Source organism: Mycobacteroides saopaulense (assembly GCF_001456355.1).
Classification (GTDB): Bacteria; Actinomycetota; Actinomycetes; order Mycobacteriales; family Mycobacteriaceae; genus Mycobacterium; species Mycobacterium saopaulense.
On sequence record NZ_CP010271.1, the window covers coordinates 1,260,903 to 1,282,402 of the forward strand.

General features: G+C 65.2%; 20 protein-coding genes and 1 tRNA gene. 16 read left to right on the forward strand and 5 right to left on the reverse strand.

The window, feature by feature from the left end:
* The first annotated feature begins 70 nt into the window (after positions 1 to 70).
* Genes MYCSP_RS06345 through MYCSP_RS06355 form a run of 3 tightly spaced genes read left to right on the forward strand, consistent with a single transcriptional unit; the run spans position 71 to position 1,706 of the window.
* The gene (locus MYCSP_RS06345; protein ID WP_407661688.1) at positions 71 to 601 is read left to right on the forward strand and encodes a DUF3558 domain-containing protein; all 531 of its coding nucleotides are present in this window, start codon (positions 71 to 73) and stop codon (positions 599 to 601) included.
* Positions 598 to 1,155, forward strand: coding sequence for a DUF3558 domain-containing protein (locus MYCSP_RS06350; RefSeq protein ID WP_070911410.1), 558 nt, complete (start codon positions 598 to 600; stop codon positions 1,153 to 1,155). The genes MYCSP_RS06345 and MYCSP_RS06350 overlap by 4 nt, the downstream gene beginning before the upstream one ends.
* Before the next feature lie 47 nt (positions 1,156 to 1,202).
* Positions 1,203 to 1,706, forward strand: coding sequence for a DUF3558 family protein (locus MYCSP_RS06355; protein WP_070911409.1), 504 nt, complete (start codon positions 1,203 to 1,205; stop codon positions 1,704 to 1,706).
* Positions 1,707 to 1,715: 9 nt separating this feature from the next.
* On the opposite strand, the gene MYCSP_RS06360 is transcribed toward MYCSP_RS06355, so the two are convergent.
* A complete protein-coding gene (locus tag MYCSP_RS06360; protein WP_070911408.1) occupies positions 1,716 to 2,228 on the reverse strand; it encodes a SixA phosphatase family protein in 513 nt (170 codons plus the stop codon).
* A 119-nt stretch (positions 2,229 to 2,347) separates the two neighbouring features.
* Between MYCSP_RS06360 and MYCSP_RS06365 the strand changes: the two genes are divergently transcribed.
* Together MYCSP_RS06365 and MYCSP_RS06370 are read left to right on the forward strand one after the other, a co-directional pair.
* Positions 2,348 to 3,532 (forward strand): metallophosphoesterase family protein, encoded by a 1,185-nt coding sequence (locus MYCSP_RS06365; RefSeq protein WP_088413419.1) that lies wholly within the window; start codon positions 2,348 to 2,350, stop codon positions 3,530 to 3,532.
* A complete protein-coding gene (locus tag MYCSP_RS06370; protein ID WP_088413420.1) occupies positions 3,529 to 6,153 on the forward strand; it encodes an AAA family ATPase in 2,625 nt (874 codons plus the stop codon). Before MYCSP_RS06365 ends, MYCSP_RS06370 begins: the two co-directional genes overlap by 4 nt.
* Positions 6,154 to 6,180: 27 nt before the next feature.
* Here MYCSP_RS06370 and MYCSP_RS06375 read toward each other — a convergent pair whose 3' ends face one another.
* Positions 6,181 to 7,398 carry an acyl-CoA dehydrogenase family protein gene (locus tag MYCSP_RS06375; protein ID WP_088413421.1) on the reverse strand — a complete coding sequence of 406 codons (1,218 nt, stop codon included), beginning with the start codon at positions 7,396 to 7,398 and terminating at the stop codon, positions 6,181 to 6,183.
* Positions 7,399 to 7,484: 86 nt separating this feature from the next.
* On the opposite strand from MYCSP_RS06375, the gene MYCSP_RS23590 reads away from it, so the two are divergent.
* Positions 7,485 to 7,847 carry a VanZ family protein gene (locus MYCSP_RS23590; RefSeq protein ID WP_268793822.1) on the forward strand — a complete coding sequence of 121 codons (363 nt, stop codon included), beginning with the start codon at positions 7,485 to 7,487 and terminating at the stop codon, positions 7,845 to 7,847.
* On the opposite strand, the gene MYCSP_RS06385 is transcribed toward MYCSP_RS23590, so the two are convergent.
* Positions 7,789 to 8,466 carry a TetR family transcriptional regulator gene (locus MYCSP_RS06385; protein ID WP_070911404.1) on the reverse strand — a complete coding sequence of 226 codons (678 nt, stop codon included), beginning with the start codon at positions 8,464 to 8,466 and terminating at the stop codon, positions 7,789 to 7,791. The genes MYCSP_RS23590 and MYCSP_RS06385 overlap by 59 nt on opposite strands.
* A 156-nt stretch (positions 8,467 to 8,622) precedes the next feature.
* Between MYCSP_RS06385 and MYCSP_RS06390 the strand changes: the two genes are divergently transcribed.
* Both MYCSP_RS06390 and MYCSP_RS06395 read left to right on the forward strand, forming a co-directional pair.
* Positions 8,623 to 8,994 (forward strand): hypothetical protein, encoded by a 372-nt coding sequence (locus tag MYCSP_RS06390; RefSeq protein ID WP_070911403.1) that lies wholly within the window; start codon positions 8,623 to 8,625, stop codon positions 8,992 to 8,994.
* A 2-nt stretch (positions 8,995 to 8,996) separates the two neighbouring features.
* Complete coding sequence (locus MYCSP_RS06395; RefSeq protein ID WP_083013905.1) at positions 8,997 to 10,556, forward strand: cytochrome P450; 1,560 nt, start codon at positions 8,997 to 8,999, stop codon at positions 10,554 to 10,556.
* Between the two features lie 108 nt (positions 10,557 to 10,664).
* Here the strand turns inward: MYCSP_RS06395 and MYCSP_RS06400 are convergent, their stop codons facing one another.
* On the reverse strand, positions 10,665 to 12,005 hold the full coding sequence (locus MYCSP_RS06400; protein WP_083013906.1) for a cytochrome P450: 1,341 nt from the start codon (positions 12,003 to 12,005) through the stop codon (positions 10,665 to 10,667).
* A 158-nt stretch (positions 12,006 to 12,163) separates the two neighbouring features.
* Between MYCSP_RS06400 and MYCSP_RS06405 the strand changes: the two genes are divergently transcribed.
* The 3 genes from MYCSP_RS06405 (at position 12,164) to MYCSP_RS06415 (ending at position 14,733) form a co-directional block, all read left to right on the forward strand.
* Positions 12,164 to 12,730 (forward strand): YdcF family protein, encoded by a 567-nt coding sequence (locus tag MYCSP_RS06405; protein ID WP_083013907.1) that lies wholly within the window; start codon positions 12,164 to 12,166, stop codon positions 12,728 to 12,730.
* 153 nt (positions 12,731 to 12,883) lie between these two features.
* Positions 12,884 to 14,104 (forward strand): MFS transporter, encoded by a 1,221-nt coding sequence (locus MYCSP_RS06410; protein WP_083013908.1) that lies wholly within the window; start codon positions 12,884 to 12,886, stop codon positions 14,102 to 14,104.
* Positions 14,105 to 14,154: 50 nt separating this feature from the next.
* Complete coding sequence (locus MYCSP_RS06415; RefSeq protein ID WP_083013909.1) at positions 14,155 to 14,733, forward strand: permease; 579 nt, start codon at positions 14,155 to 14,157, stop codon at positions 14,731 to 14,733.
* Positions 14,734 to 14,744: 11 nt separating this feature from the next.
* Here MYCSP_RS06415 and MYCSP_RS06420 read toward each other — a convergent pair.
* Positions 14,745 to 14,817 (reverse strand) — tRNA-Arg (locus MYCSP_RS06420).
* Positions 14,818 to 14,924: 107 nt separating this feature from the next.
* On the opposite strand from MYCSP_RS06420, the gene argS reads away from it, so the two are divergent.
* From argS to thrB, 5 genes are read left to right on the forward strand one after another with little or no spacing between them, the layout of a single operon-like run.
* On the forward strand, positions 14,925 to 16,577 hold the full coding sequence (gene argS / locus MYCSP_RS06425; protein ID WP_083013996.1) for an arginine--tRNA ligase: 1,653 nt from the start codon (positions 14,925 to 14,927) through the stop codon (positions 16,575 to 16,577).
* Positions 16,574 to 17,986, forward strand: a complete 1,413-nt coding sequence (gene lysA, locus MYCSP_RS06430) for a diaminopimelate decarboxylase (RefSeq protein ID WP_070911399.1) — start codon at positions 16,574 to 16,576, stop codon at positions 17,984 to 17,986. The genes argS and lysA overlap by 4 nt, the downstream gene beginning before the upstream one ends.
* Positions 17,983 to 19,296 (forward strand): homoserine dehydrogenase, encoded by a 1,314-nt coding sequence (locus MYCSP_RS06435; RefSeq protein ID WP_088413422.1) that lies wholly within the window; start codon positions 17,983 to 17,985, stop codon positions 19,294 to 19,296. The genes lysA and MYCSP_RS06435 overlap by 4 nt, the downstream gene beginning before the upstream one ends.
* Positions 19,293 to 20,360, forward strand: coding sequence for a threonine synthase (gene thrC / locus MYCSP_RS06440; RefSeq protein WP_070911397.1), 1,068 nt, complete (start codon positions 19,293 to 19,295; stop codon positions 20,358 to 20,360). Before MYCSP_RS06435 ends, thrC begins: the two co-directional genes overlap by 4 nt.
* A complete protein-coding gene (thrB, locus tag MYCSP_RS06445; RefSeq protein WP_088413423.1) occupies positions 20,357 to 21,277 on the forward strand; it encodes a homoserine kinase in 921 nt (306 codons plus the stop codon). Before thrC ends, thrB begins: the two co-directional genes overlap by 4 nt.
* Positions 21,278 to 21,500 lie beyond the last annotated feature (223 nt).

Sequence of the window (21,500 nt, forward strand, 5' to 3'; positions counted from 1 at the left end):
CTACAGTGCACATGTGAGGTTGGGCTTGGATTCGCGCAACGTGTTGAGCAAGTGTGCCGTCGTACTGGCGATGGTCGCGCTCGTGTTGGCTGGCTGTTCGGGTGGTGACAAGTCCGATCAACCGGGCGGCACCGCACCGAACGCGACGGCACCGGAGCAGACGAAGTCCAAAGGCGTCGAAGGTCCGATGTTCACCGAATGCGGTGGCGTCAGTGATCAGGCGATGATGCAGATGACCAAGGTCGTGGGGCTGGTGGGCACCGCGAAGAACTCCGTCGGTTGTGTCTGGCTTCGCGGTGGAAGCATCGTGGGGCCGCACTTCTCCTTCAACTGGTATCGGGGCAGTCCGATCGGCCGTGAACGGGCGACGGAAGAACGGACGCGGCCGAGTGTCGAGGACATCGAGATTGCCGGGTACAAGGGATTCATCGCCACCAACGGGTACCCGGGTACCGTGACGACGCTGTGCGAGATCGGTATGGACTTCGGAAACGACTTCATCGAGTGGTCCATCAACTTCGAGCCCGGATCGGGCACTCCCGACTCCTGTGACGTGGCCAAACAGCTGACTGAGACGTCCATCAAGGCGGCCAAGAAATGACGCATCGGAAAACGAAGTCGCTGCTCGCGGCGGCATGTATCGCACTCGTCGCATTCGGCTCCGCCGGCTGCGGGGGCACGGTCGACGGCGAGGCCGTGATGCCCGGCAAGGGAGATCTCGGTGACGGAACACCCGCCGAGCAGAAGTACCCCAACCTGCTCAAGGAATGCGACGTCCTCACCACGGATGTGCTGGCCAAGGCCGTCGACGCGGACCCACGGGACATTCAGAGCACGTTCGTGGGGGCGCTGTGCCGCTGGCAGGCGATGAGCAAGAGCGGCGGCCTGGTCGATATCACCCGGTTCTGGTTCGAGACCGGCAGCCTTGAGGCCGAAAAGGCCACAGCGAACAGTCTGAAGTACAGCGTCCAGGAGCGGGCGATCCAGGGCATCCCGTCGATCGTGATGAAGCCACCGGACCAGCCGGGTGCGTGTGGAGTTGCCAGCGATGCCGCAGGTGTTGTTGGATGGTGGGTCAACCCGCAGGGCCAAGGCGGAGACTCATGCACTCAGGCAATCAAATTGATGGAGATGACGCTGTCGGTGAACATCTGACGCGTCGCGTTCGCTCGTCCCGTATCGCCGGGGCACTCCTGTGTGCAGTGCTGTCCGCAGGAATTCTGCTCACCGCGGGCTGCGCTGGACACCATGGTGAACTACACGGACATGACGTGGCGTCCGAGCATGATGTCCGGGTCGGCCCCGCCTATTCCGAGTGTGGCAGTCTCACCACTCCCGATGTCGCCGCAGTGGTGCACCGGACCGACCTCAAGCTGATCGCGAAGACCCCTGCGGGATGCACCTGGTCGCCGAACGGGTACTGGAGCGTGCTGCCCAACGTCACCCTCTCCTGGTATCGCGGTAGCCCGATCGGTCGCGAACGTGAGGGCGAGGAACGCACGCGTGACGAGGTGAGGGACTTTTCTGCCGGGGGCAAGAGCGGTTTCATCAGTTCGACCTACGGGATGTGCGTCACCGCGCTGGAGTACGGCGACGATCAGTTCTTCGAACTGGCGGTCACCCTGCTCGGCGCGGGTCACGGCACGTCATCGGATGCGTGTCACTGCGCGATGAAGCTCTCCACCCAGGTGGCGGAGAAGGTCTGAGACGAGTCGCTAGCGCGGCACGTGAAATGTGGTGAGTGACGCACCGCCCAGTTCGAGTGCCGACCACGGCGCGCGAGTGGTCAGTACCGCGATAGCCGACGTCGGAAACTTCGTGGAGATGCGGTTCGCGGCCTCGGCGCTGCTGGTGCCGGTGTCGGCCAGTGCCAGCGCCAACTGCGATGTGGTGGGCTCGTGTCCCACGACGAGCACGGTGATCGCGGAGTTCGGTACCGCGTTGATCTCGCCGAGGGTGATCCCAGGTGTCGAGTCGTAGAGCTTGTCGCTGAACCTGACGAGTTGACTGTGTACGCCGGTTTGCGTGAGCGTCGCGCGGGTCCGGGTGGCGGTCGAGCACAGCACCGCGTCGATTCGATTGAAGTTGTCTTGTAGCCACGTGCCGGCCTGGGTGGCCTGCCGGGTGCCGCGCAGGTTCAGCGGGCGCTCGTGGTCGTCGACCCCGGGAGGATAGGCCGACTTCGCGTGGCGCATCAGGATCAGGCTGCGCTTGGCGTCATCCGACATGACTCGTACCGTAGCGGGGCTACAGGACGAGTGTCGGGCAAATGCCAGACCTGTGGATGGACCGCGGGGCCGGGCGTTGCTTCCCGGAGGTTGTCGGTCAACGGCCATAGACTCCGCTTGTGAAGTTCCTGCACACCGCCGACTGGCAACTCGGCATGACACGGCATTTCCTTGCCGGTGAGGCGCAGCCCCGGTACTCGGCCGCACGTCGGGAGGCGATCGCCTCTCTGGGTGAGGTTGCTGTGGCGCAGGGTTGCGACTTCATGGTGGTGTGTGGAGACGTCTTCGAGTCCAATCAGCTGGCGCCGCGCGTCATCAGCCAGGCACTGGAGGTCATGCGGGGCGTCGGTGTGGACATTTACCTACTTCCTGGCAACCATGATCCGCTGGATGCCGCCTCCGTGTACACCAGTGAATTGTTCCTGGCGGAAAAGCCCGCGAACGTCCATGTGCTTGACACCGCCGGTGTGCACCAGGTGGCCGCCGGCGTCGAGCTGGTGGCGGTCCCCTGGAGATCGAAGGCCCCTACGCATGATCTGGTGGCCGAGCAGCTGGAAGGTCTGCCCGCCGACGGGACCCGGCGCGTCGTGGTGGCACACGGCGGCGTCGACGTCCTCGATCCCGATCCGACGAAACCGGCGCTGATCGCGCTGAAGGCCGTCGAGGATGCCCTGGACCGGGGCGCTGTCCATTACGTGGCCCTGGGAGACAAGCATTCGCGTACCCAGGTGGGTGCCAGTGGGCGGGTCTGGTACTCGGGGGCGCCCGAGGTCACCAACTACGACGATGTCGAATCCGATCCGGGCCACGCCCTCGTGGTGGACCTGGACCAGTCGGGTGCCGTGCGGGTGGATGCGCACCATGTGGGACGGTGGCGGTTCGTCACGCTGCGGCGCTCGGTGGACAACGCGCGCGATATCGCCGATCTGGGTTTGAACCTCGAGCTGCTGCCCGATAAGGAGCGCACGGTGGTGCGCCTGGCACTGACCGGCACGCTCAGCGTGACCGACAACGCCGTGCTCGAGGAGTGCCTGGACAAGTACGCCCGGCTTTTCGCGAGCGTGCGGACGTGGGAGCGGCACACCGATATCGCGGTGGTGCCCGCCGACGGAGAGTTCAGCGACCTTGGTGTCGGCGGTTTCGCCGAATCGGCGATCGCCGAGCTGAAGGAGATGGCGGCCGCCGGGGGAGCAGCGTCCGCTGACGCGCAGGGCGCGTTGTCGCTGCTGTTGCGCCTCACATCCGGCGCTCGACAGGCCAGTGCGACATCGGGCCACGCCGTGAGACGAGGGTCGGCGGCGTGAAGCTGCACCGGCTCTCGGTCACCAACTACCGCGGGATCGCGCATCGCGACATCACTTTTCCCGATCGTGGCGTTGTAGTGGTCAGTGGTGCGAACGAGGTCGGCAAGACCTCCATGATCGAGGCGCTGGACCTGCTGATCGAATCCAAGGACCGCTCCACCAAGAAGGACGTCAAGCAGGTCAAGCCCACCTTTGCCGACGTCGGCTCCGAGATCGAGGCCGAAATCAGTTGCGGACCGTATAGGTTCGTGTATCGCAAGCGGTTCCACAAGCGCGCCGAGACCCACCTGACGGTCATCGAACCGCGACGCGAACAACTCTCCGGCGACGAGGCGCATCAGCGTGTGCTGGACATGCTCGATCAGTCCATCGACATGAATCTCTGGAAGGCGCAACGGGTCCTGCAGTCGGCGGGGGCAGGGGTGCTCGACCTGTCATCGAGCGATGCGCTCACCCGTGCTCTGGATTTGGCTGCCGGGCAATCGGTTGCGCTCTCGGGCAGCGAGCCGGATCTGGTGGAGCGGATCGACGCCGAGTACGCCCTGTACTTCACCGGGACCGGGCGCCCGACCGGTGAATGGGCCAAGGCCGCCGCGCGTCTGACCGCTGCCGAGGATGCTCTGGCCGTCGCCACCGCGGCCGTGGCCGAGGTCGATCAGCAGGTCCGCGAGCATGATGCGCTCACCCGGGAGCTGGCCGCCATCATCACCGATCGCGCCGAGGTCGGCCGCCGACTGGCTCCGTTGGAGCACGCGGCCCAAGCGATTTCGATGCTTGTGCAGCAGCGTGACAACGCCGTCGTCGTGGCCGAGGCCGCGCAGGCGGCGGCGGTCGCGGCCCAGACAAAACGTGATGAACGGGCTCAGCTGGTCGCCGATATCCAGGCCCGGCGGGCTTCCATCGACGGGCTCGCGGATCAGGTTTCCGCCACTGCCGAAGCGCATGCCACCGCACAACAGGTATCCGAGGCGGCCGTGGCCGCGGCCGCCCGCACCACAGAAGCGGTCGACGGCGCCCGCGCCCAGCTCGAGGCGGCGCGCGGCACGTTGGAGCGCGTGTTGGCCCGGGACGAGGTCGACGGTTTGGCGGCCAGGGTGTCGCGCATCGACCTCACGACCCGACAGCTGGCATCAGTGGGCTCGGAACACTCGGCCTTGGCGATCACCGCACAGCGCCTGAGCGCGATCGAGACCGCGGCGCGTGCTGTCGGGATGGCGGAGGTAGCGCTGGAAACCGCGTCGGCGCAGGTCGAGGTCGGAGCGCTCGCCGATGTGGAGATCACCGTCAACGGTGAGCAGGTGCGGGTAGGGGCGGGGCAGCAGTGGACGGGCGCCGCCACGGACACCATCGAGATCACCGCCCCCGGCGTGGCGGTCGCTCGAATTATTCCGGGGGCCAACGCCTCTCAGCTGCGTGAGAACCTCGAGAGCGCCCGCGAGACGTTGACCGGCGCACTGGCCGATGCCGGTGTCGTCGATCTAGGACAGGCCCAGAAGCAGTATGAACGGCGTACCGAACTGAATGCCGAACGTGACCGGTTGACCGCACTGCTCGATGGCCTCATGGGCGTGGACAACCTCGAAGCATTGCGCGAGAAGCTGACCAGGTTGCGCGAGTTGGCCCCAGAGGCCACCGGCCTGTGGGACGCGATCGATCCGGCGCAAGCACGCGCCGAGGTCGCCCGATTGGTGGGCGAGGTGGAGCGCTTGCAGGCCGAGGAGCTCACCCACCGTCAGGCGGTCCAGGTGGCTGCTCAGCGGCTCACCGAGAAGGCCGCCGAAGCAATGGCATTGCGGGAGAAGCGGGCAGCGCGCGCCGAGGAGTTGACCGCCGCCGAGCTGCGTCTTACTCATGCGCGGTCTTCGGCCTCCGACGAGTTGCTGGCCGAGCGTCACGACCAGGCGGTGCAGGCGGCCGATCTGACCACGCGCCGTGTCACCGACCTCGTGGAGCAGTTGGCGGCGCTGGACGCCGATCGGGTGCGTGCCGAGCTCGATGAAGTCTCGGCGCAGGCACAGGCTCTGGATCAGCGACACGAGGCGCTGCGTCATCAGCTGCGCGATATCTCAGTGCGGCTGGAGGTGTTCGGCAGGCAGGGGCGCAAGGATCAACTGGACGCAGCCGCCTCCGAGCGGGAATATGCGGCAACGGAATTCGCGCGGATCGGCGCGAAGGCGCGGGCCGTCGACACACTCCGATCGGTGATGATGCGTCATCGGGACGGCATGCGATTGCGATATGTCGATCCCTTCCGTGCGGAGCTGGAACGCCTGGGCCGCATGGTCTTCGGCCCCACCTTCGAGGTGGACGTCGACACAGACCTGACCATCCGCAGCAGGACTCTGGAGGGCAGGACGGTGCCCTACGAGTCGCTCTCGGGTGGCGCCAAGGAGCAGCTGGGCATCGTGGCCCGGTTGGCCAGTGCGGCGTTGGTGGCACCTCAGGACGCGGTGCCCGTCATCATCGACGACGCGTTGGGGTTCACCGACAACGACAGGCTGGAACGCATGGGGGAGGTGTTCGGGGCGGTGGGCACCGAGGCCCAGGTGATCGTGCTGACCTGCAGCCCCGATCGATACCGTTCGGTGACCGCGGCACAGCGGATCAGCTTGTCGGCCTGAGCGACTCGGCAGGCCCCTGCCAGTCCGTCAGAAGTAGGCGTTCGCGGGAACCGGCGTGCCGTGCAGCAGGTTCTGGCCGATCACGCGGGCCTTGTAGTGCACCGGATTGTGCAGGCTGATGGTGCGGATATTGCGCCAATGCCGATCCAGGTTGCGGCTCCGGCTGGAGGCGCTGGCTCCGCCCAGGTCCAGCAGTTTGGTGGCGGCATCGAGGGCGACGGCGTCGATGTGCACCTTGGCCTTGGCGACCGCCAGCTGAGCGTCCTCGGCCAGCTGGGCATCGGGGATTCCGTCGCGTACGGATTCGGTGGCGAGGCCAATGACATCGGCGGCGGCGAGAACGGCCGCCTCCGCGGCGAACGCTGTCGCGCTCAACTCGCCGAGGGTGCGTTGCAGCAGAGGGTCGTCGACCGGCCGCTCGGTCAGAGCGTGGCTGAAGTTGCGGTGACGGGATCGCAGCAGCGCAGCACCGTCGTCCACGACCGACCGCAGCACGCCCGCCACGATCGCCAGAATGTAAAGCTGCAGCGACGCATATTGCGTGGTGGGGACGGGGGCCGCGTCATATGGTGTGTCGGAGAGGATTTCATCGGCGCCGACGTCCACTTGGGTGAATATCGTGGTGCCAGTGCCGGTGCGTCGCTGACCGAAGCCATCCCAGTCGTCGACCAGCCGCACCCCTTCGCGGTCACCGGGAACGATCACCGATGCTACCGAGTCACGGTCGGTGGTGGCGGTAACCGTCAGGTAGTCCGCGAACAGTGTTCCGGTGCTGTAGAACTTCTCGCCGTTCAATCGATAGCCGTCGCCCACCGGCAGCAGCCGTGTGTTGAACACCAGACTCCCGACGGCCAACGTGCCCTTCTCGCTGAACGCGTTGGCGAAGAGATTGCCCTCGTTCACCTTGGTCAGCCAGGCGGCCGAGGTGGGATCGGAGAGTGTGCGCAGTCGCTCCTCGACGAACCAGAAATGAGTGCGGAAGATATGCGCGACGATCGGGTCCGCCTGGGCGAGGTCAATGATGACGGAAAAGAGTTGTCGTACAGAAAGTCCCGCACCACCGAGCTCGACGGGGATGCGCAGTCGGCCGAGCCCCGCCTGCTTGAGCAGCTGGACCTGGTCGAAGGGATTCTCGTCATCCAGATCGCGATCCCGGGCGCCAGCGGCGACCTGGGTGAGTAGATTCCGGTAGGTCTCGGTGCCGGGCAGGGCGCGAATGTCCGGGACTGACGGGGCGGAAGTCATGTCTTCGTTCTACGCAGCATGCCCCTCGGCGGCATCGCTTTGAATCACCCAGAACCGAAGCGGCAATATGGGTCACGATGATTCGCATGGTTCAGTCCTGGTCTGCGTGCTTTCGCTGGCTCACTCTCCTGTGCGCCCTCGCGATCGCCTGCCTGCTGCTGTTCACCCCAGGTGGCACCGTTCCGTCCGGCCCTCCGGGGGCGGACAAGGTGGTGCACATTCTGATTTTCGCGATGCTGGCCGCGTCCTCGCGCTTCGCAAGGATTGGCGAGAAACCGACGCTGGCTTGGGTTCTGGTATTCGCGGCGTGTTCAGAGGTCATTCAGGCACTGTGGGTTCCGCATCGTGATGGCAGTCTGTTGGACCTGGTGGCCGATGCGGTCGGCCTGCTCACGGGGATGTTTTTGTGGCGGACGATTCGTGCGAAGTCTTGCCGGGCTCGGCCATGACGACCGTGACGGTGCGGGTGTGAGCCAGCCCGCTGGTGACCAGGTCTAACTGTCGCAGCGCACGATTCAGGGCGGTGTGCGCGTCGGCGTCGGTCGGGTGGTCGGTGTCTACCAACATGCCGATCGTGTTGAGAATCGACCCGGCGATGAGATCTGCCGCGATCTCGAGGTCTTCGGTGGTGTGATGGTTTGTCGCCGGATTACGTGCGAGTTCGACCACCACGTCGTTGGTGAGCATGCGCATTTCGTTGTTGATGGCACGCCGGATTTGAGGTGAGCCACCGTGACGTTCACGAACCAGAAACCGGAAGTTGTTCGCATGCTCGCTGACTCGATCGACCATGAGGCCGAGAATCTTGGCGGGATTGTCACTGCCCGCCTCGCGTCGGGCCTGACGGAAGGTGTCACGTAGCGCGCGAACACTCTCCTCGGCCAGGACGGTGCCCAGATCCTCCATTGATTCGAAGTGCCGATAGAACGCGGTCGGTACCAGGCCCGCGGATTTGGCCACCTCGCGCAGGCTCACGGCGGCGAAACCGCGCACCTTGAGTAGATCCAGGGTGCCGTCGAGCAATGCGCGGCGGGTGTGCAGTTTCTTCTCGGCACGACTGTGTCGCATGCTTCTCAGTGTACGTACGTACTCTTACTGTTTGACCTTGTTTCGTTCTAAACCGCGTTGATGTCTGGTATTGACAGGTTCATCTACGTTGCGCACACTAAATCCAGTGCACGATTGTTCACTATTTGGTTACTGAATCCGGAAGGACAGTGCAGCATGGTGGGACCTGTTGAACGCAACGTCAACGTCGTCCAGGAAGTCGTGGAGTCGGTGGGGTCTCGTACCGGCCGGATAATTCGCATCATCACGCGGACCGTGGGGGAAGTGGCGCGCGAGATCAGCGGTGTTGTGGCCGACGGTTTCGAAATCGCAGAGGCCAACAAGAGGGCGCGTGCTGATCACAACCGATGGGATGCCCAAGACCTGGCCGAGGATGTCGAAGACGAGGATCTTGCCGACGTCGACGAGGGCCCCGAGGCTGATGACGACGACAATAACGACGACGAGATCGAGGCCGTGGTGGAAGAGGTGACTTCCGGATCAGAGGTTGACGAGGCGCACGACGCCTCTCAGCAGGAAAGGGTCTGATCATGTCGGCTCCAGCGTTGCAGCCGGAACCCCTTTCCGCACCAACCGCGCCGGAGGCCGGCGGATGTCCGGTCAACCACGACCTGTACCCGGGTGGCCCCACTTTCCTGCGGTGGCACAACACCCGCGTCGGCTATCTCAAGTCATGGCGGTTGGCCCTCGGCGCGGTCTGGTCCACCTATCGGCACACCATCTCCGAGTACCTTGCGGATCTTCCGGGACAAGACGATGTCATCGTCGCCCGCGCACCTATGCGCAAGGCGGTGATCGTTCGCAACCCCGAACTGGCCCGCCATGTGCTGATCGCCAATCAGGACAACTACATCAAGAGCGCCGAATATGACCTGTTGGCAGTCGGTTTCGGTCGCGGGCTGGTCACAGATTTGAACGAAGGGCTGTGGAACCGGAACCGCCGGCTGGTGCAGCCCATCTTTGCCAAACGTCAGGTCGACTTGTTCGCGCCACAAATGGCCGAGGCCAGCGCGCGCACCCTGACTCGCTGGGATGCCCTGCACGAGCAAGGCAAGCCGGTGGATGTGACCGCCGAGATGAACTACCTGACCATGGATATCGTCGCGCAGACGATGTTCGGCATCGACCTGTCCGGCGACATGGCCGAGCGCATGCGGATCAACTTCGCGCGGCTGCTCAAATTGTTCGGCGTCGGCTTCATCGTGGGGGCGGCACCGCCGCTGCGTTGGGTGGTGGACAAGCTTGCCACGCATGGGCCAGATGAATTGTCTTCGCACACCCCGCGATTGGCCATCAGGGTGCTGCGCGTCGGGGCATCGGTAGTTGCCTGGCGCACTATGAAGGGGCTGCGCTGGGTGGAGCGCACCATTGATCAGCTCATCGCCGACCACCGCAGCGGCCGGATCACGCGCCAGGACAATCTGCTGGCTTTGTTGATGGCCGCCGAAGATCCGGAAACGGGCGCCAAGTACACGGATCTGGAGATCCGGGACGAGCTGATGACCTTCCTGGGCGCCGGATTCGAGACCACCGCCGCCGCCCTTGCGTGGACCTGGTATCTGTTGTCCCGCAACCCCGATGCGCGCGCCAAGCTCGGTGAAGAGGTCGATCGCGTGCTGGATGGGCGTCTTCCGACGGCCGCGGATGTCGACAATCTCCCGTGGACCGCCGCGGTGCTCAACGAGGCCATGCGGGTGTACCCGCCAATCCTAGGTCTGGCTCGCGCGGCGAAGGCCGATGATGTGCTGGGGGACTACCCGATTCCCGCAGGGACGACGGTCATGGTGCTCATCGACAGCATCCATCACAACGAGCGGGTGTGGGAGGATGCCAGGACCTTCGACCCCTCTCGATTCCTCAAGGAGAACCTGCAACCCGAGCAACGCAAGGCGCACATGCCCTTTGGTGCCGGCAAGCGGATGTGCATAGCCTCGGGCTTTGCGAACCTGGAGGCCATCATCGGGATCGCCGCGCTGGCGCAGAAGTATGAGTTGGATCTGCTGCCTGGGCAGAACCCGCGCCGCGAGGTGACATTCACCGGCGGTCCTGAGGGGGAGATTCTCATGCGGCTGCGTAAACGGCATCCGTGAGCTGTGACCTGTTGGCGCGCGATGGTGCGGTTTTCGATCGTGATGCCGTAGAACTGGCGGCGTGGTTCCACGACGCGAGGCGGAGTTGCGCAGGCTTGGCTGACGGTGTCAGCGCCGCCGCACTGTGATGAGCCCGTTGTCCTTGGGGCAGGAGGCAACCCCGCGCGAGTGCCACTTTTCGTTGGGTGCCGTCGTGTTTTCAATGACGAAGTGCCGCAACACGGTCCGCAGCACGATGTCCATCTCCATGTTGGCGAAGGCCGCTCCGACGCAGCGCCGGGTACCGCCACCATAGGGAACCCACGAGTTGCCGGGTTTGGCGCTTGTGAAGCGTTCGGGGTCGAATCGTTCCGGGTTGGGGAATGCGTCCGGGTCGTCGTGCATGAGGTTGATGCTCACCACCACGGAGTGGCCACGTGGGATGCGGTAGGGCCCGATGTCCACGTAAGGGGCCAGCACATGCCGGCCCGCGAAGTCGATGACAGGCCGACTGCGTTGTACCTCAAGGATTGTCGCCTGACGGTATTCGCCGCTCTCGGTCTGAGCTTCCTCGCTCAGGCGCGAGAGCACCTGGGGGTGCCGGGTGATCCGCTCGAAGGCCCACGCCAGGGTGGTGGCGGTGGTCTCGTGGCCGGCCGCCAGCAGGGTGAGCAGTTCGTCGGAGACATCGCTGCGCGACATGGTGGTGCCGTCGTCGTAGGTGGAACGCAGGAGCAGGGCCAGGATGTCTGTGCGGTCTTCGAAATCCGGTGCGGCGAGGGCCTTGTCGATGAGTAGCGCGATCACCTCGTCGTAGCGTGCGCGGTAGGTCTTCAGTCGGCCCCACGGGCTGAAACGTCCATAGTCGCGTTTGGGCTGTGGCACCCGGGTTGTCAGCGAGGCCAGCACTACCCACGGCGGGATCAGCGTGCGCAGCTCGTCCAGCTCAGCGCCGTCGGCGCCGAAGACCGCGCGCAGGATCGCGTTGAGCGTGATCCGCATCATCGGTTCCATGGTCTCGAACTCCTGGCCTTCCGGCCAGGATGCGCACTCGCGCAGCGTCTCTTCTTCGATGATCTGCTCGTACTGAACCATGGCCTTGCCGTGGAATTTCGGTGCGAGCAACTTGCGGCGATGCCGGTGTTCGTTGCGTTCCAGCGCGAAGACCGATCCGGGTCCGAGCTGCTGGCTCAGATTGGGCTGGATATTGCCCAGAATTTCGGTGCTGGTGGTGAATACCTGCCGGGCCAGGTCCGGGTCCGCCACCACGACCGTGTACCCGAACTTGGGGATGTTGATCGTGTAGATCTTCCCGTACCTCTTCGCCAGCCGGGTGGTGGTCCAGCGGCGCGAGGCCACGAAGGCGATGCCCTGGGCCAGTTTGGGAAGCGCCACGACCGGGGGAGCGATGGGCTCGGGAGTGCCGGCTGCCCGGTCGATGGTTGAGGTCTGTGTCACGTCACCCTCCACGGCGTTGTGGTGTTAGTAGACATGTGTCTGATAACACAGCCTACATCTGTCAGGTCGGTCACACCAGGGGAAACCGCGAGAGATTTGACCGGCGGGTCGACTTGACAGGGGTAACTCTGGCACCATGTATCTCGTCCGTCTCAGAAGTCACGCGGGTCTTGGAGGACGCATTGATCACTCGATGGACGACCGCCGTGGTCGTCAGTGCCGTCCTCATGCTGTGTGCCCCTGCCACCACGAGCGCCGAGCCCATGGCGATGGGCAAGGATTTCTCGAAGCCGGCAGTCGTCATCCTCGGGTACGGCCTCAAGCCTGACGGTTCGATGCGCGACAAGCTCTATCAACGCGTGGCGACCGGTAGGGCTATCGCCAACATGTTTCCGAATTCGTTCATCATCGTGACCGGTGGCAACCCCCAGAACGGTGTGTCCGAGGCCGAGCAGATGCGCAATATGCTTGTCGGCCTTGGGTATCCGTCCGACCGGATCATCGTGGAGCCGCGGGCCAACAGCACGGTGCAGAACGCGCAGTTCTCGGTGCCGCTCGCCAAGCAGGCCGGTGCCTCGGGAATCATCCTGGTGACCAACTCGACCCACCAGCAGCGCGCCGACCGGAACTTCGCCGACGCGGGCGGCAACGTGCTGGCCACCGCGAGCTTCCCCGATGGGGACATGCCCACCAACATCGGTCAGTTCATGCGCGACGTCATCAGTCCGTTCCGCTGACGACTGTTCGCAACTGCGAGACGACCACGGTTCGCCTGGAGGGAATGAACCCGGCAGAATTGTCGGTTGACCCACCAAGGCGCTCATCGGTGTGCGCCGCCGCGTGCGTTCGGCCCGTGGCATCCCACCGCATACCGCACAGGAGCCCACTTCATGACCGCCGTTGTCGACTCACGCGCGCAGCCCGCGCCCCCGGTGTCGCCGCGCGCACGCCGCGGCGCGATTCTTGCGCTGGCCATCGGTGGATTCGGGATCGGTACAACTGAATTCGTCGCGATGGGGCTGTTGCCCAATATCGCCCATGGCCTGCACGTCACCGAACCGCAAGCTGGGCACGTCATCAGTGCCTACGCGCTGGGTGTGGTTGTCGGAGCACCGGTCATCGCGGCGCTCACCGCCCGTGCCTCGCGTCGGACGCTGCTCATTGCGCTGATGATTGCGTTCACCATCGGCAATGCGGCCACCGTCTTCGCACCGGGCTACGTGGCGCTCATCGCGTCCAGATTCGTCGCCGGATTGCCGCACGGCGCCTACTTCGGCGTGGCGGCCCTGGTCGCTGCCCACCTGGCCGGGCCGGGCCAGCGTGCCAAGGCGGTGGGGCAGACCATGCTGGGCCTATCGGTGGCCAATGTCCTGGGGGTCCCGGTGGCCACCTGGCTGGGCAATACCGTGGGCTGGCGTTCTGCTTTCGCGGTCGTCGCGGTGATCGGTCTGATCACCGTTGCGGCACTGCTGCGCTACCTGCCGGGGCTGACGGATATGACGATTACCAATCCCCTGACCGAGCTCGGAGCGCTGCGCCGGGTGCAGGTGTGGTTCACCCTGCTCATCGGCATCGTGGGATTCGGCGGCATGTTCGCGTTCTACACCTACATCAGCACCACGCTCACCAGCGTCTCAGGACTGTCCAGGGCGCTTGTCCCGCTCGCGCTGGCGGTCTACGGAATCGGCATGGTCACCGGAAATGTGCTGGGCGGCTGGATGGCAGACCGCAGCGTGGTTCGGGCCATCGCCATCGGGCTGGTGCTGGTGGCCGTGATGCTGGTGATCTTCGCGGTGGTATCCAGAAACCCCTGGGCCGCATTGGTGTTGGTATTCGCGGTTGGGGTCTCCGGTACGTCCCTGGTGCCGGCGCTCCAAACCCGGCTCATGGACGTCGCCGATGACGCGCAGACGCTGGCCGCCGCGCTGAATCACTCGGCCCTCAACATCGCCAATGCCGGTGGGGCCTGGCTGGGTGGTTTGGTCATCACCGCCGGATATGGCTATCGCGCGCCGTCTGTCGTCGGTGCGGTGCTCGCGGTGGCGGGCCTGGGTGTGCTGGGGCTGTCGCTGCTGTACGCGCGGTGGAAGCCCACGCCCTGCGTCAACTGATTGCCGCCGTCTGACGCACGAAAGCATTTCTCGTGGAATAGCCTTTTCGTATGGCTGGGAGCGGCGAAGCAAGGCCTGCGGGCAAGGACTCCTTCTGGGTGAGATGGCGCGGGCGCGTGATCGGGGGCATCGCACTGCTGCTTGCGCTGGTGGCCGTGTACTTCGCGTTGTCCGCCTTCATCCCGCGCTGGTGGGCGCAACGCATCGCCGACATGTCCGGCCACGGCAGTTTCACAAAGGGGATCGGCAGCGGGCTCACGCTCGGGCTGCTGTGCACCGGAATTCCCCTGTTGCTGGCGATGTGGGCCTTTTTGATGCGAGGGCGGCGCGGTGGGACGTTCTTCGCCGGGGTATTGACGTTGCTTGCGGTCATCATCGCGGTGCCCAACCTGATGACCCTGACGATTGTGCTCGGGACCAGCAATTCCGCCCACGCCGGCGAGCGGGTACTCGATGTCGAGGCGCCTGGATTCCGGGGAGCCACGGCGATCGGGGCGGTTGTCGCGTTGTTGATTGTCCTGCTCGTCACGTTCTTCGTCGTCCGCAACTGGCGCCGACGTGTCAAGACGGAGAAGCAGCTCACCCGTGAGGCCGCAGCCGCCGCGGCCGAAAGTCCTACTACCGAATAATTATAATTGTGTGCCCTCGGCAGGAATCGAACCTGCGGCCTTCTGCTCCGGAGGCAGACGCTCTATCCCCTGAGCTACGAGGGCATCAGGGCCCTGACAGCGTAGCGCATGATGGCGCACACCCCGACCACCGTTTCGGTCGCGGGTAAAGGATTCGGGGCCTGGATACCCCAGCCCATAGGATGATCGCCGTGACTCCCGCCGACCTTGCCGACCTGCTACGTTCCACCGCTACCACGGTGCTGGACGAGCGAGGCCTGGACACGTCGGCCCTGCCCGCCGATGTGACCGTCGAACGGCCCCGCAATCCGGAGCATGGCGACTACGCCACCAACGTGGCCTTGCAGGTCGCCAAGAAGGTGGGTGTCGCCCCGCGTGACCTGGCCACCTGGCTGGTGGAGGCGCTCGTCTCCAACGATGCGATCGCGGCCGCCGAGATCGCCGGACCCGGGTTCGTCAACCTGCGGATCGCCGCCGACGCGCAGGGCACCATCGTCGCGAACATCCTGGATGCGGGCGACACCTACGGCAACTCCGAGTCGCAGGGCACCCACACCATCAACCTGGAATTCGTCTCGGCCAACCCGACGGGACCGATCCACATCGGCGGCACCCGCTGGGCCGCAGTCGGCGATGCCCTGGGCCGTCTGCTGACTCGCCAGGGCGCCAAGGTCACCCGCGAGTACTACTTCAACGATCACGGCGCGCAGATCGACCGGTTCGTCCGTTCGCTGATCGCCTCGGCCGAAGGCCGGGAAGCTCCCGAGGACGGGTACGCGGGCGACTACATCGCCGATATCGCCAAGCAGGTTCTCACCCAGCGCCCCGATGCGCTCGAGTTGGCGGACGCCGAGAGGTCCGAGGTGTTCCGGGAGATTGGCGTGGACTTGATGTTCACCCATATCAAGAAGTCGTTGCACGAGTTCGGAACGGACTTCGACGTTTTCACCCACGAAGACTCGATGCACACCTCGGGCCGGGTGCAGGAGGCCATCGCGCAGCTGCGCAAGACCGGCAACATCTACGAGAAGGATGGCGCGTCTTGGTTGCGTGCGAGCAACTTCGGCGACGACAAGGACCGCGTGGTCATCAAGAGCGACGGCAACCCCGCCTACATCGCCGGTGACATCGCCTACTACCTCGACAAGCGCGAGCGTGGCTTCGACCTGTGCATCTACATGCTGGGCGCCGATCACCACGGGTACATCGCGCGGCTGAAAGCCGTTGCGGCTGCCCTGGGTTACGACGCAGACAGCGTCGAGGTGCTGATCGGCCAAATGGTCAACCTGGTGCGCGACGGCCAACCGGTCCGGATGTCCAAGCGTGCCGGGACGGTCATCACCCTCGATGATCTGGTCGACGCGATCGGAGTCGACGCGGCGCGTTATGCCTTGATCCGATCCTCGGTGGACACTTCGATCGACATCGACCTGGAGCTGTGGGCCTCCGCGTCGAGCGAGAACCCCGTCTACTACGTCCAATACGCGCACGCACGGCTCTGCGCGCTGTCTCGCAACGCCGCCGACCTGGGCCTTCAGCACTCGACCGATCATCTTGAGCTGCTCACCCACGAGAAGGAGGGTGCGCTGATCCGCGGACTCGGCGAGTTCGGCCGAATCCTGCAGAACGCCGCGGTGCTGCGTGAACCGCACCGTGTCGCACGCTATTTGGAAGACATTGCCGGCGACTATCACCGGTTCTACGATTCGTGCCGGGTGCTCCCGCAAGGGGATGAGGCTCCTGGACCGCTACACCAGGCGCGGCTCGCGCTGTGCCTGGCCACTCGCCAAGTCATCGCCAACGGCCTGGACATTCTCGGCGTGAGCGCACCGGAGCGGATGTGAGCGCACACCCGGCAGGCCCCCGCCACGCAGAAGGGGAACAGCACACCGTCATGACCAGTGCACCACCGGCCAATCCGACTGAATTGGCGCCGAATGTATGGCCCCGTAACGCCTCTCGCGGTGCGAACGGCGAGGTTACCCTCGCGGGCCTTACCGTCTCGGAGCTGGCCGAGCGGTATGGCACTCCGCTGTTCGTCATCGACGAGGACGACTTCCGGTCACGCTGCCAGGACATGGCCACGGCCTTTGGTGGCGCCGCCCGCGTGCACTACGCCTCGAAGGCGTTCCTGTGCACCGAGATCGCGCGCTGGATCAAGGACGAGGGGCTGGGCCTGGACGTCTGTTCGGCGGGGGAGTTGGCCATCGCGCTGCGGGCCGAGTTCCCGCCGGAGCGAATCGCACTGCACGGCAACAACAAATCCGAGACCGAACTTGCGCAGGCGGTTCAGGCCGGTGTCGGGCACATCGTCGTCGACTCGATGATCGAGATCGACCGGCTCGACGCCATCGCGGGCAAAGCCGGGGTGGTGCAGGACGTGTTGGTGCGCGTCACCGTCGGTGTCGAGGCACACACCCACGAGTTCATCTCCACCGCACACGAGGACCAGAAGTTCGGGCTGTCGCTCGCAGGCGGGCAGGCACTGGAGGCCGTGCGGCGCGTCTTCGCCACCGACAACCTGCGACTGGTCGGGCTGCACAGCCACATCGGCTCGCAGATCTTCGATGTCGATGGATTCGAGGTCGCCGCACACCGGGTCATCGGACTGCTGCGCGACGTGGTGGCCGAGTTCGGAACCGAGAAGACCGCGCAGCTCAACATCATCGACCTGGGTGGCGGCCTGGGCATCAGCTATGTGCCCTCCGACGACCCGCCCCCCATCGAGGATCTGGCCGCCAAGCTCGGCGTCATCGTGCGCACCGAGTCGGCGCTGGTGGGTCTGCCCGAGCCGCGTCTGGTGATCGAGCCGGGCCGGGCCATCGCCGGTCCCGGCACCGTCACCCTGTATCGGGTGGGTACCACCAAAGACGTGATTCTCTCGAACGGGCAGCGCCGCTACGTGAGCGTCGACGGCGGAATGAGCGACAACATCCGCACCTCGCTGTATCAGGCCGAGTATCACCCGCAGCTGGTTTCGCGTGACAGCGATGTCGCTCCGGTGCTGTCTCGGGTGGTCGGAAAGCATTGTGAAAGCGGCGATATCGTGGTCAGGGACGCGTGGCTGCCGGAGGATGTGGCTCCCGGCGACCTGCTGGCCGTCGCCGCGACCGGTGCGTACTGCTACTCGATGTCCAGCCGGTACAACCTGCTTACCCGTCCGGCGGTCATCGCCGTCAAGGATGGCAAGGCGCGACTGATCCTGCGGCGCGAGACCGTCGAGGATTTGGTGAGTTTGGAGGAGGAAAGGTGAGCGACTCCGGTCGTCCAATAGGCGTAGCGATCCTGGGCCTGGGCAACGTCGGTAGTGAAGTTGCGCGCATCATCGAAAGCAGCGCAAGTGATCTCGCTGCCCGTATCGGCGCCCCGCTGGAGATTCGGGGCATCGGCGTGCGCCGCGTCGCCGACGACCGCGGCGTACCGGTGGATCTCCTGACCGACGATATCGACACCCTGGTCGCGCGCGATGACGTCGACATCGTCGTCGAGCTGATGGGCCCGGTCGAACCGGCACGGCGCGGCATTCTGGCCGCGCTCAACGCGGGTAAGTCGGTGGTCACCGCCAACAAGGCACTCCTGGCGCAATCGGCCGGAGAACTCGCCGAGGCCGCCGAAAAGGCAAAGGTCGACCTTTATTTCGAGGCCGCCGTGGCCGGCGCCATTCCGGTGATCCGCCCGTTGACGCAGTCACTGGCCGGTGACTCCGTGATCCGGGTATCCGGAATCGTGAACGGCACTACCAACTACATCCTGTCCGCCATGGACAACACCGGGGCCGGTTATGCCACGGCGCTGGCCGAAGCCGGGGAACTCGGATACGCAGAGGCTGATCCGACCGCCGATGTCGAGGGCTATGACGCCGCGGCGAAGGCGGCCATCCTGGCATCCATCGCCTTCCACACCCGGGTCAGCGCCGAGGACGTGTACCGCGAGGGCATCACCAACATCGGTGCCGAGGACTTCGAGTCCGCGCGAGCCCTGCAGTGCACCATCAAGCTGCTGTCCATCTGCGAGCGTCTCGCCGATGCCGAGGGACGCCAACGTGTTTCGGCACGTGTCTACCCGGCGCTGGTGCCGCTCACCCATCCATTGGCGAGCGTCAGCGGCGCGTTCAACGCCGTCTTCGTGGAGGCCGAGGCTGCCGGACAGCTCATGTTCTACGGTCAGGGAGCCGGTGGCGCCCCTACCGCGTCCGCGGTACTAGGAGATCTGGTGATGGCAGCGCGCAACCGTGTCCAGGGCGGTCGTGGGCCGCTGGAGTCCAGGTATGCCCAGCTGCCGATCGCGCCGATCGGCCTGATCCCCACGCGTTACTACGTGCGCATGCGGGTGGCCGACAAGCCGGGTGTGCTCGCCACCGTCGCCACCGAGTTCGCCAAGCGTGAGGTGAGCATCGCCACGGTTCGGCAGGAGGGCGAGGTGGACGATACGGGTGCCCGGTTGGTGGTGCTCACACATAAGGCAACCGACGCCGCACTTTCGGAAACCGTTGCCGCCCTAGCCGATCTTGATGTGGTGTTGGGTGTCGCGAGCGTCATCCGGCTGGAAGGAACACAAGAGTGACCGTTCACACCCCTTGGCCCGGCCTCATCGCCGCATACCGGGATCGCCTCCCGATCGGCGAGAACTGGCAGCCCGTGACGCTGCGCGAAGGCGGCACGCCGCTGCTGCCCGCGGCGCGCCTGTCCGAGCTCACCGGCTGCACGGTGCACTTGAAGGTCGAAGGCCTCAACCCCACCGGCTCCTTCAAGGACCGCGGCATGACCATGGCCGTGACCGATGCCCTGGCCCGCGGTCAGCGCGCGGTGCTGTGCGCCTCGACCGGAAACACCTCGGCCTCGGCCGCGGCGTATGCGGCCAAGGCCGGCATCACCTGTGCGGTGTTGATCCCCCAGGGCAAGATCGCCATGGGCAAGCTGGCCCAGGCCGTCATTCACGGCGCGCGGATCATCCAGGTGGACGGCAACTTTGACGATTGTCTGGAGTTGGCGCGCAAGACCACGGCTGACTATCCGACCATCGCGCTGGTGAACTCCGTCAACCCGGTGCGCATCGAGGGTCAGAAGACCGCAGCCTTCGAGATCATGGACGCCCTGGGTACCGCCCCCGATATTCATGCGCTGCCGGTCGGTAACGCGGGGAACATCACCGCGTACTGGCGCGGCTACACCGAGTACCACCGTGACGGTCTTTCGGATCGGCTGCCCAAGATGCTGGGCGCTCAGGCCGCCGGTGCCGCGCCGTTGGTGAACGGGGCCCCCGTCGCCAATCCGGAGACCATCGCCACCGCCATCCGAATCGGATCTCCGGCATCGTGGTCGGGCGCCGTTGCCGCGCAACAAGAATCGGGCGGAAAATTCCTGGCGGTCACCGACGAGGAGATCCTCAATGCCTATCGGCTGGTTGCCTCCAGCGAGGGCGTTTTCGTGGAGCCCGCCTCGGCGGCCAGCATCGCGGGTCTGTTGAAATCCGTCGCCGACGGTTGGGTTCCGAAGGGTTCCACCGTGGTGTGCACCGTGACGGGCAACGGCCTCAAGGACCCCGACAACGCGCTGAGTGGAATGCCCGAGGTGACCCCCATCCCGGTGCAGGCGAGTGCGGTCGCCGAGGCGCTGGAACTCGCGTGACCGATCTGCTGCCCGCGGGGCTGTCGGCCACCGTGGTGGTGCCCGCATCGAGTGCGAACCTGGGTCCGGGCTTCGACAGCCTCGGCATCGCGCTGTCCCTGTATGACGAGATCGAGGTCAACACAACCGAATCGGGCCTCAAGGTGGCCGTCGAAGGTCAGGGCGCCGGTGAGGTTCCACTTGACGGCAGCCATCTCGTGGTGCGTGCGATCGAGCGCGGGCTGGCGGCCGGAGGCGCTGCCGCTCCAGGTCTGATCGTCCAGTGTCACAACAAGATTCCGCATTCACGCGGGTTGGGATCATCGGCGGCTGCCGCAGTGGCGGGCCTGGGCGTTGCGAACGGACTGCTCGCCAAGGCCGGGCGCCCGGTGCTCGCCGACGATGTGCTGGTGCAGCTGGCCTCGGAGTTCGAGGGGCATCCCGACAATGCGGCAGCCAGTGTGCTCGGGGGAGCGGTGGTGTCCTGGTCGCAGACCTCGGGTGCGGCCCCGGTCTACGCGGCCACCCGCCTCGACGTGCACCCCGATATCAGGATTGTCGCCGCCATTCCGGAGGAACAGTCGTCCACCGCGCACACTAGAATTTTGCTTCCTGAATCAGTTACGCATGTAGACGCGCGATTCAATATTAGCCGAGCGGCTCTGCTGACCGTCGCCCTGACCGCGCGTCCGGATCTGCTGATGACGGCTACCGAGGATCGGTTGCATCAGTCGCAGCGTGCGCCGGCCATGCCGGCCTCGGCGCAGGTCCTCGGATATCTGCGCGCCCAAGGGGTTGCCGCGGTTCTTTCCGGCGCCGGACCTGCGGTGTTGGCGCTGACCACGGGTGATCTACCCGATTCGGCGGTGAAATACGCTGAAGATCAAGGTTTCTCACTTGTGGCGATGACGGTGTCGGGGGGCGTCTCCGTTCGATAGTCGACGTTATGGCTGGTGAGCCGGGGGACTCGCCGGGGGGTGCTGGTTGCTTGATGCCGACCTGGGGGTTATCCTCGGTATCAGTCCCAGCAATTGCAGCTTCTGCGCACCTGCGCCGAGAACGAGGACGATCACAAATTCTTCCTGGTGTTTCAGTCGTCGCCGACAGGCGGCGATATTGGGCAAGGTCGATGGTGAGCTGCCATTTCTCCGGACCTCGCGC

Excerpts from the sequence above, each read along its gene's own strand:
- MYCSP_RS06375 (WP_088413421.1), bottom strand. The coding sequence starts at position 7,398 with ATGACTTCCGCCCCGTCAGTCCCGGACATTCGCGCCCTGCCCGGCACC.
- MYCSP_RS06360 (WP_070911408.1), bottom strand. The coding sequence starts at position 2,228 with ATGTCGGATGACGCCAAGCGCAGCCTGATCCTGATGCGCCACGCGAAG.
- MYCSP_RS06385 (WP_070911404.1), bottom strand. The coding sequence starts at position 8,466 with ATGCGACACAGTCGTGCCGAGAAGAAACTGCACACCCGCCGCGCATTG.
- MYCSP_RS06350 (WP_070911410.1), top strand. The coding sequence starts at position 598 with ATGACGCATCGGAAAACGAAGTCGCTGCTCGCGGCGGCATGTATCGCA.
- MYCSP_RS06390 (WP_070911403.1), top strand. The coding sequence starts at position 8,623 with ATGGTGGGACCTGTTGAACGCAACGTCAACGTCGTCCAGGAAGTCGTG.
- MYCSP_RS06395 (WP_083013905.1), top strand. The coding sequence starts at position 8,997 with ATGTCGGCTCCAGCGTTGCAGCCGGAACCCCTTTCCGCACCAACCGCG.
- MYCSP_RS06345 (WP_407661688.1), top strand. The coding sequence starts at position 71 with ATGGTCGCGCTCGTGTTGGCTGGCTGTTCGGGTGGTGACAAGTCCGAT.
- MYCSP_RS23590 (WP_268793822.1), top strand. The coding sequence starts at position 7,485 with ATGGTTCAGTCCTGGTCTGCGTGCTTTCGCTGGCTCACTCTCCTGTGC.
- MYCSP_RS06415 (WP_083013909.1), top strand. The coding sequence starts at position 14,155 with ATGGCTGGGAGCGGCGAAGCAAGGCCTGCGGGCAAGGACTCCTTCTGG.
- MYCSP_RS06410 (WP_083013908.1), top strand. The coding sequence starts at position 12,884 with ATGACCGCCGTTGTCGACTCACGCGCGCAGCCCGCGCCCCCGGTGTCG.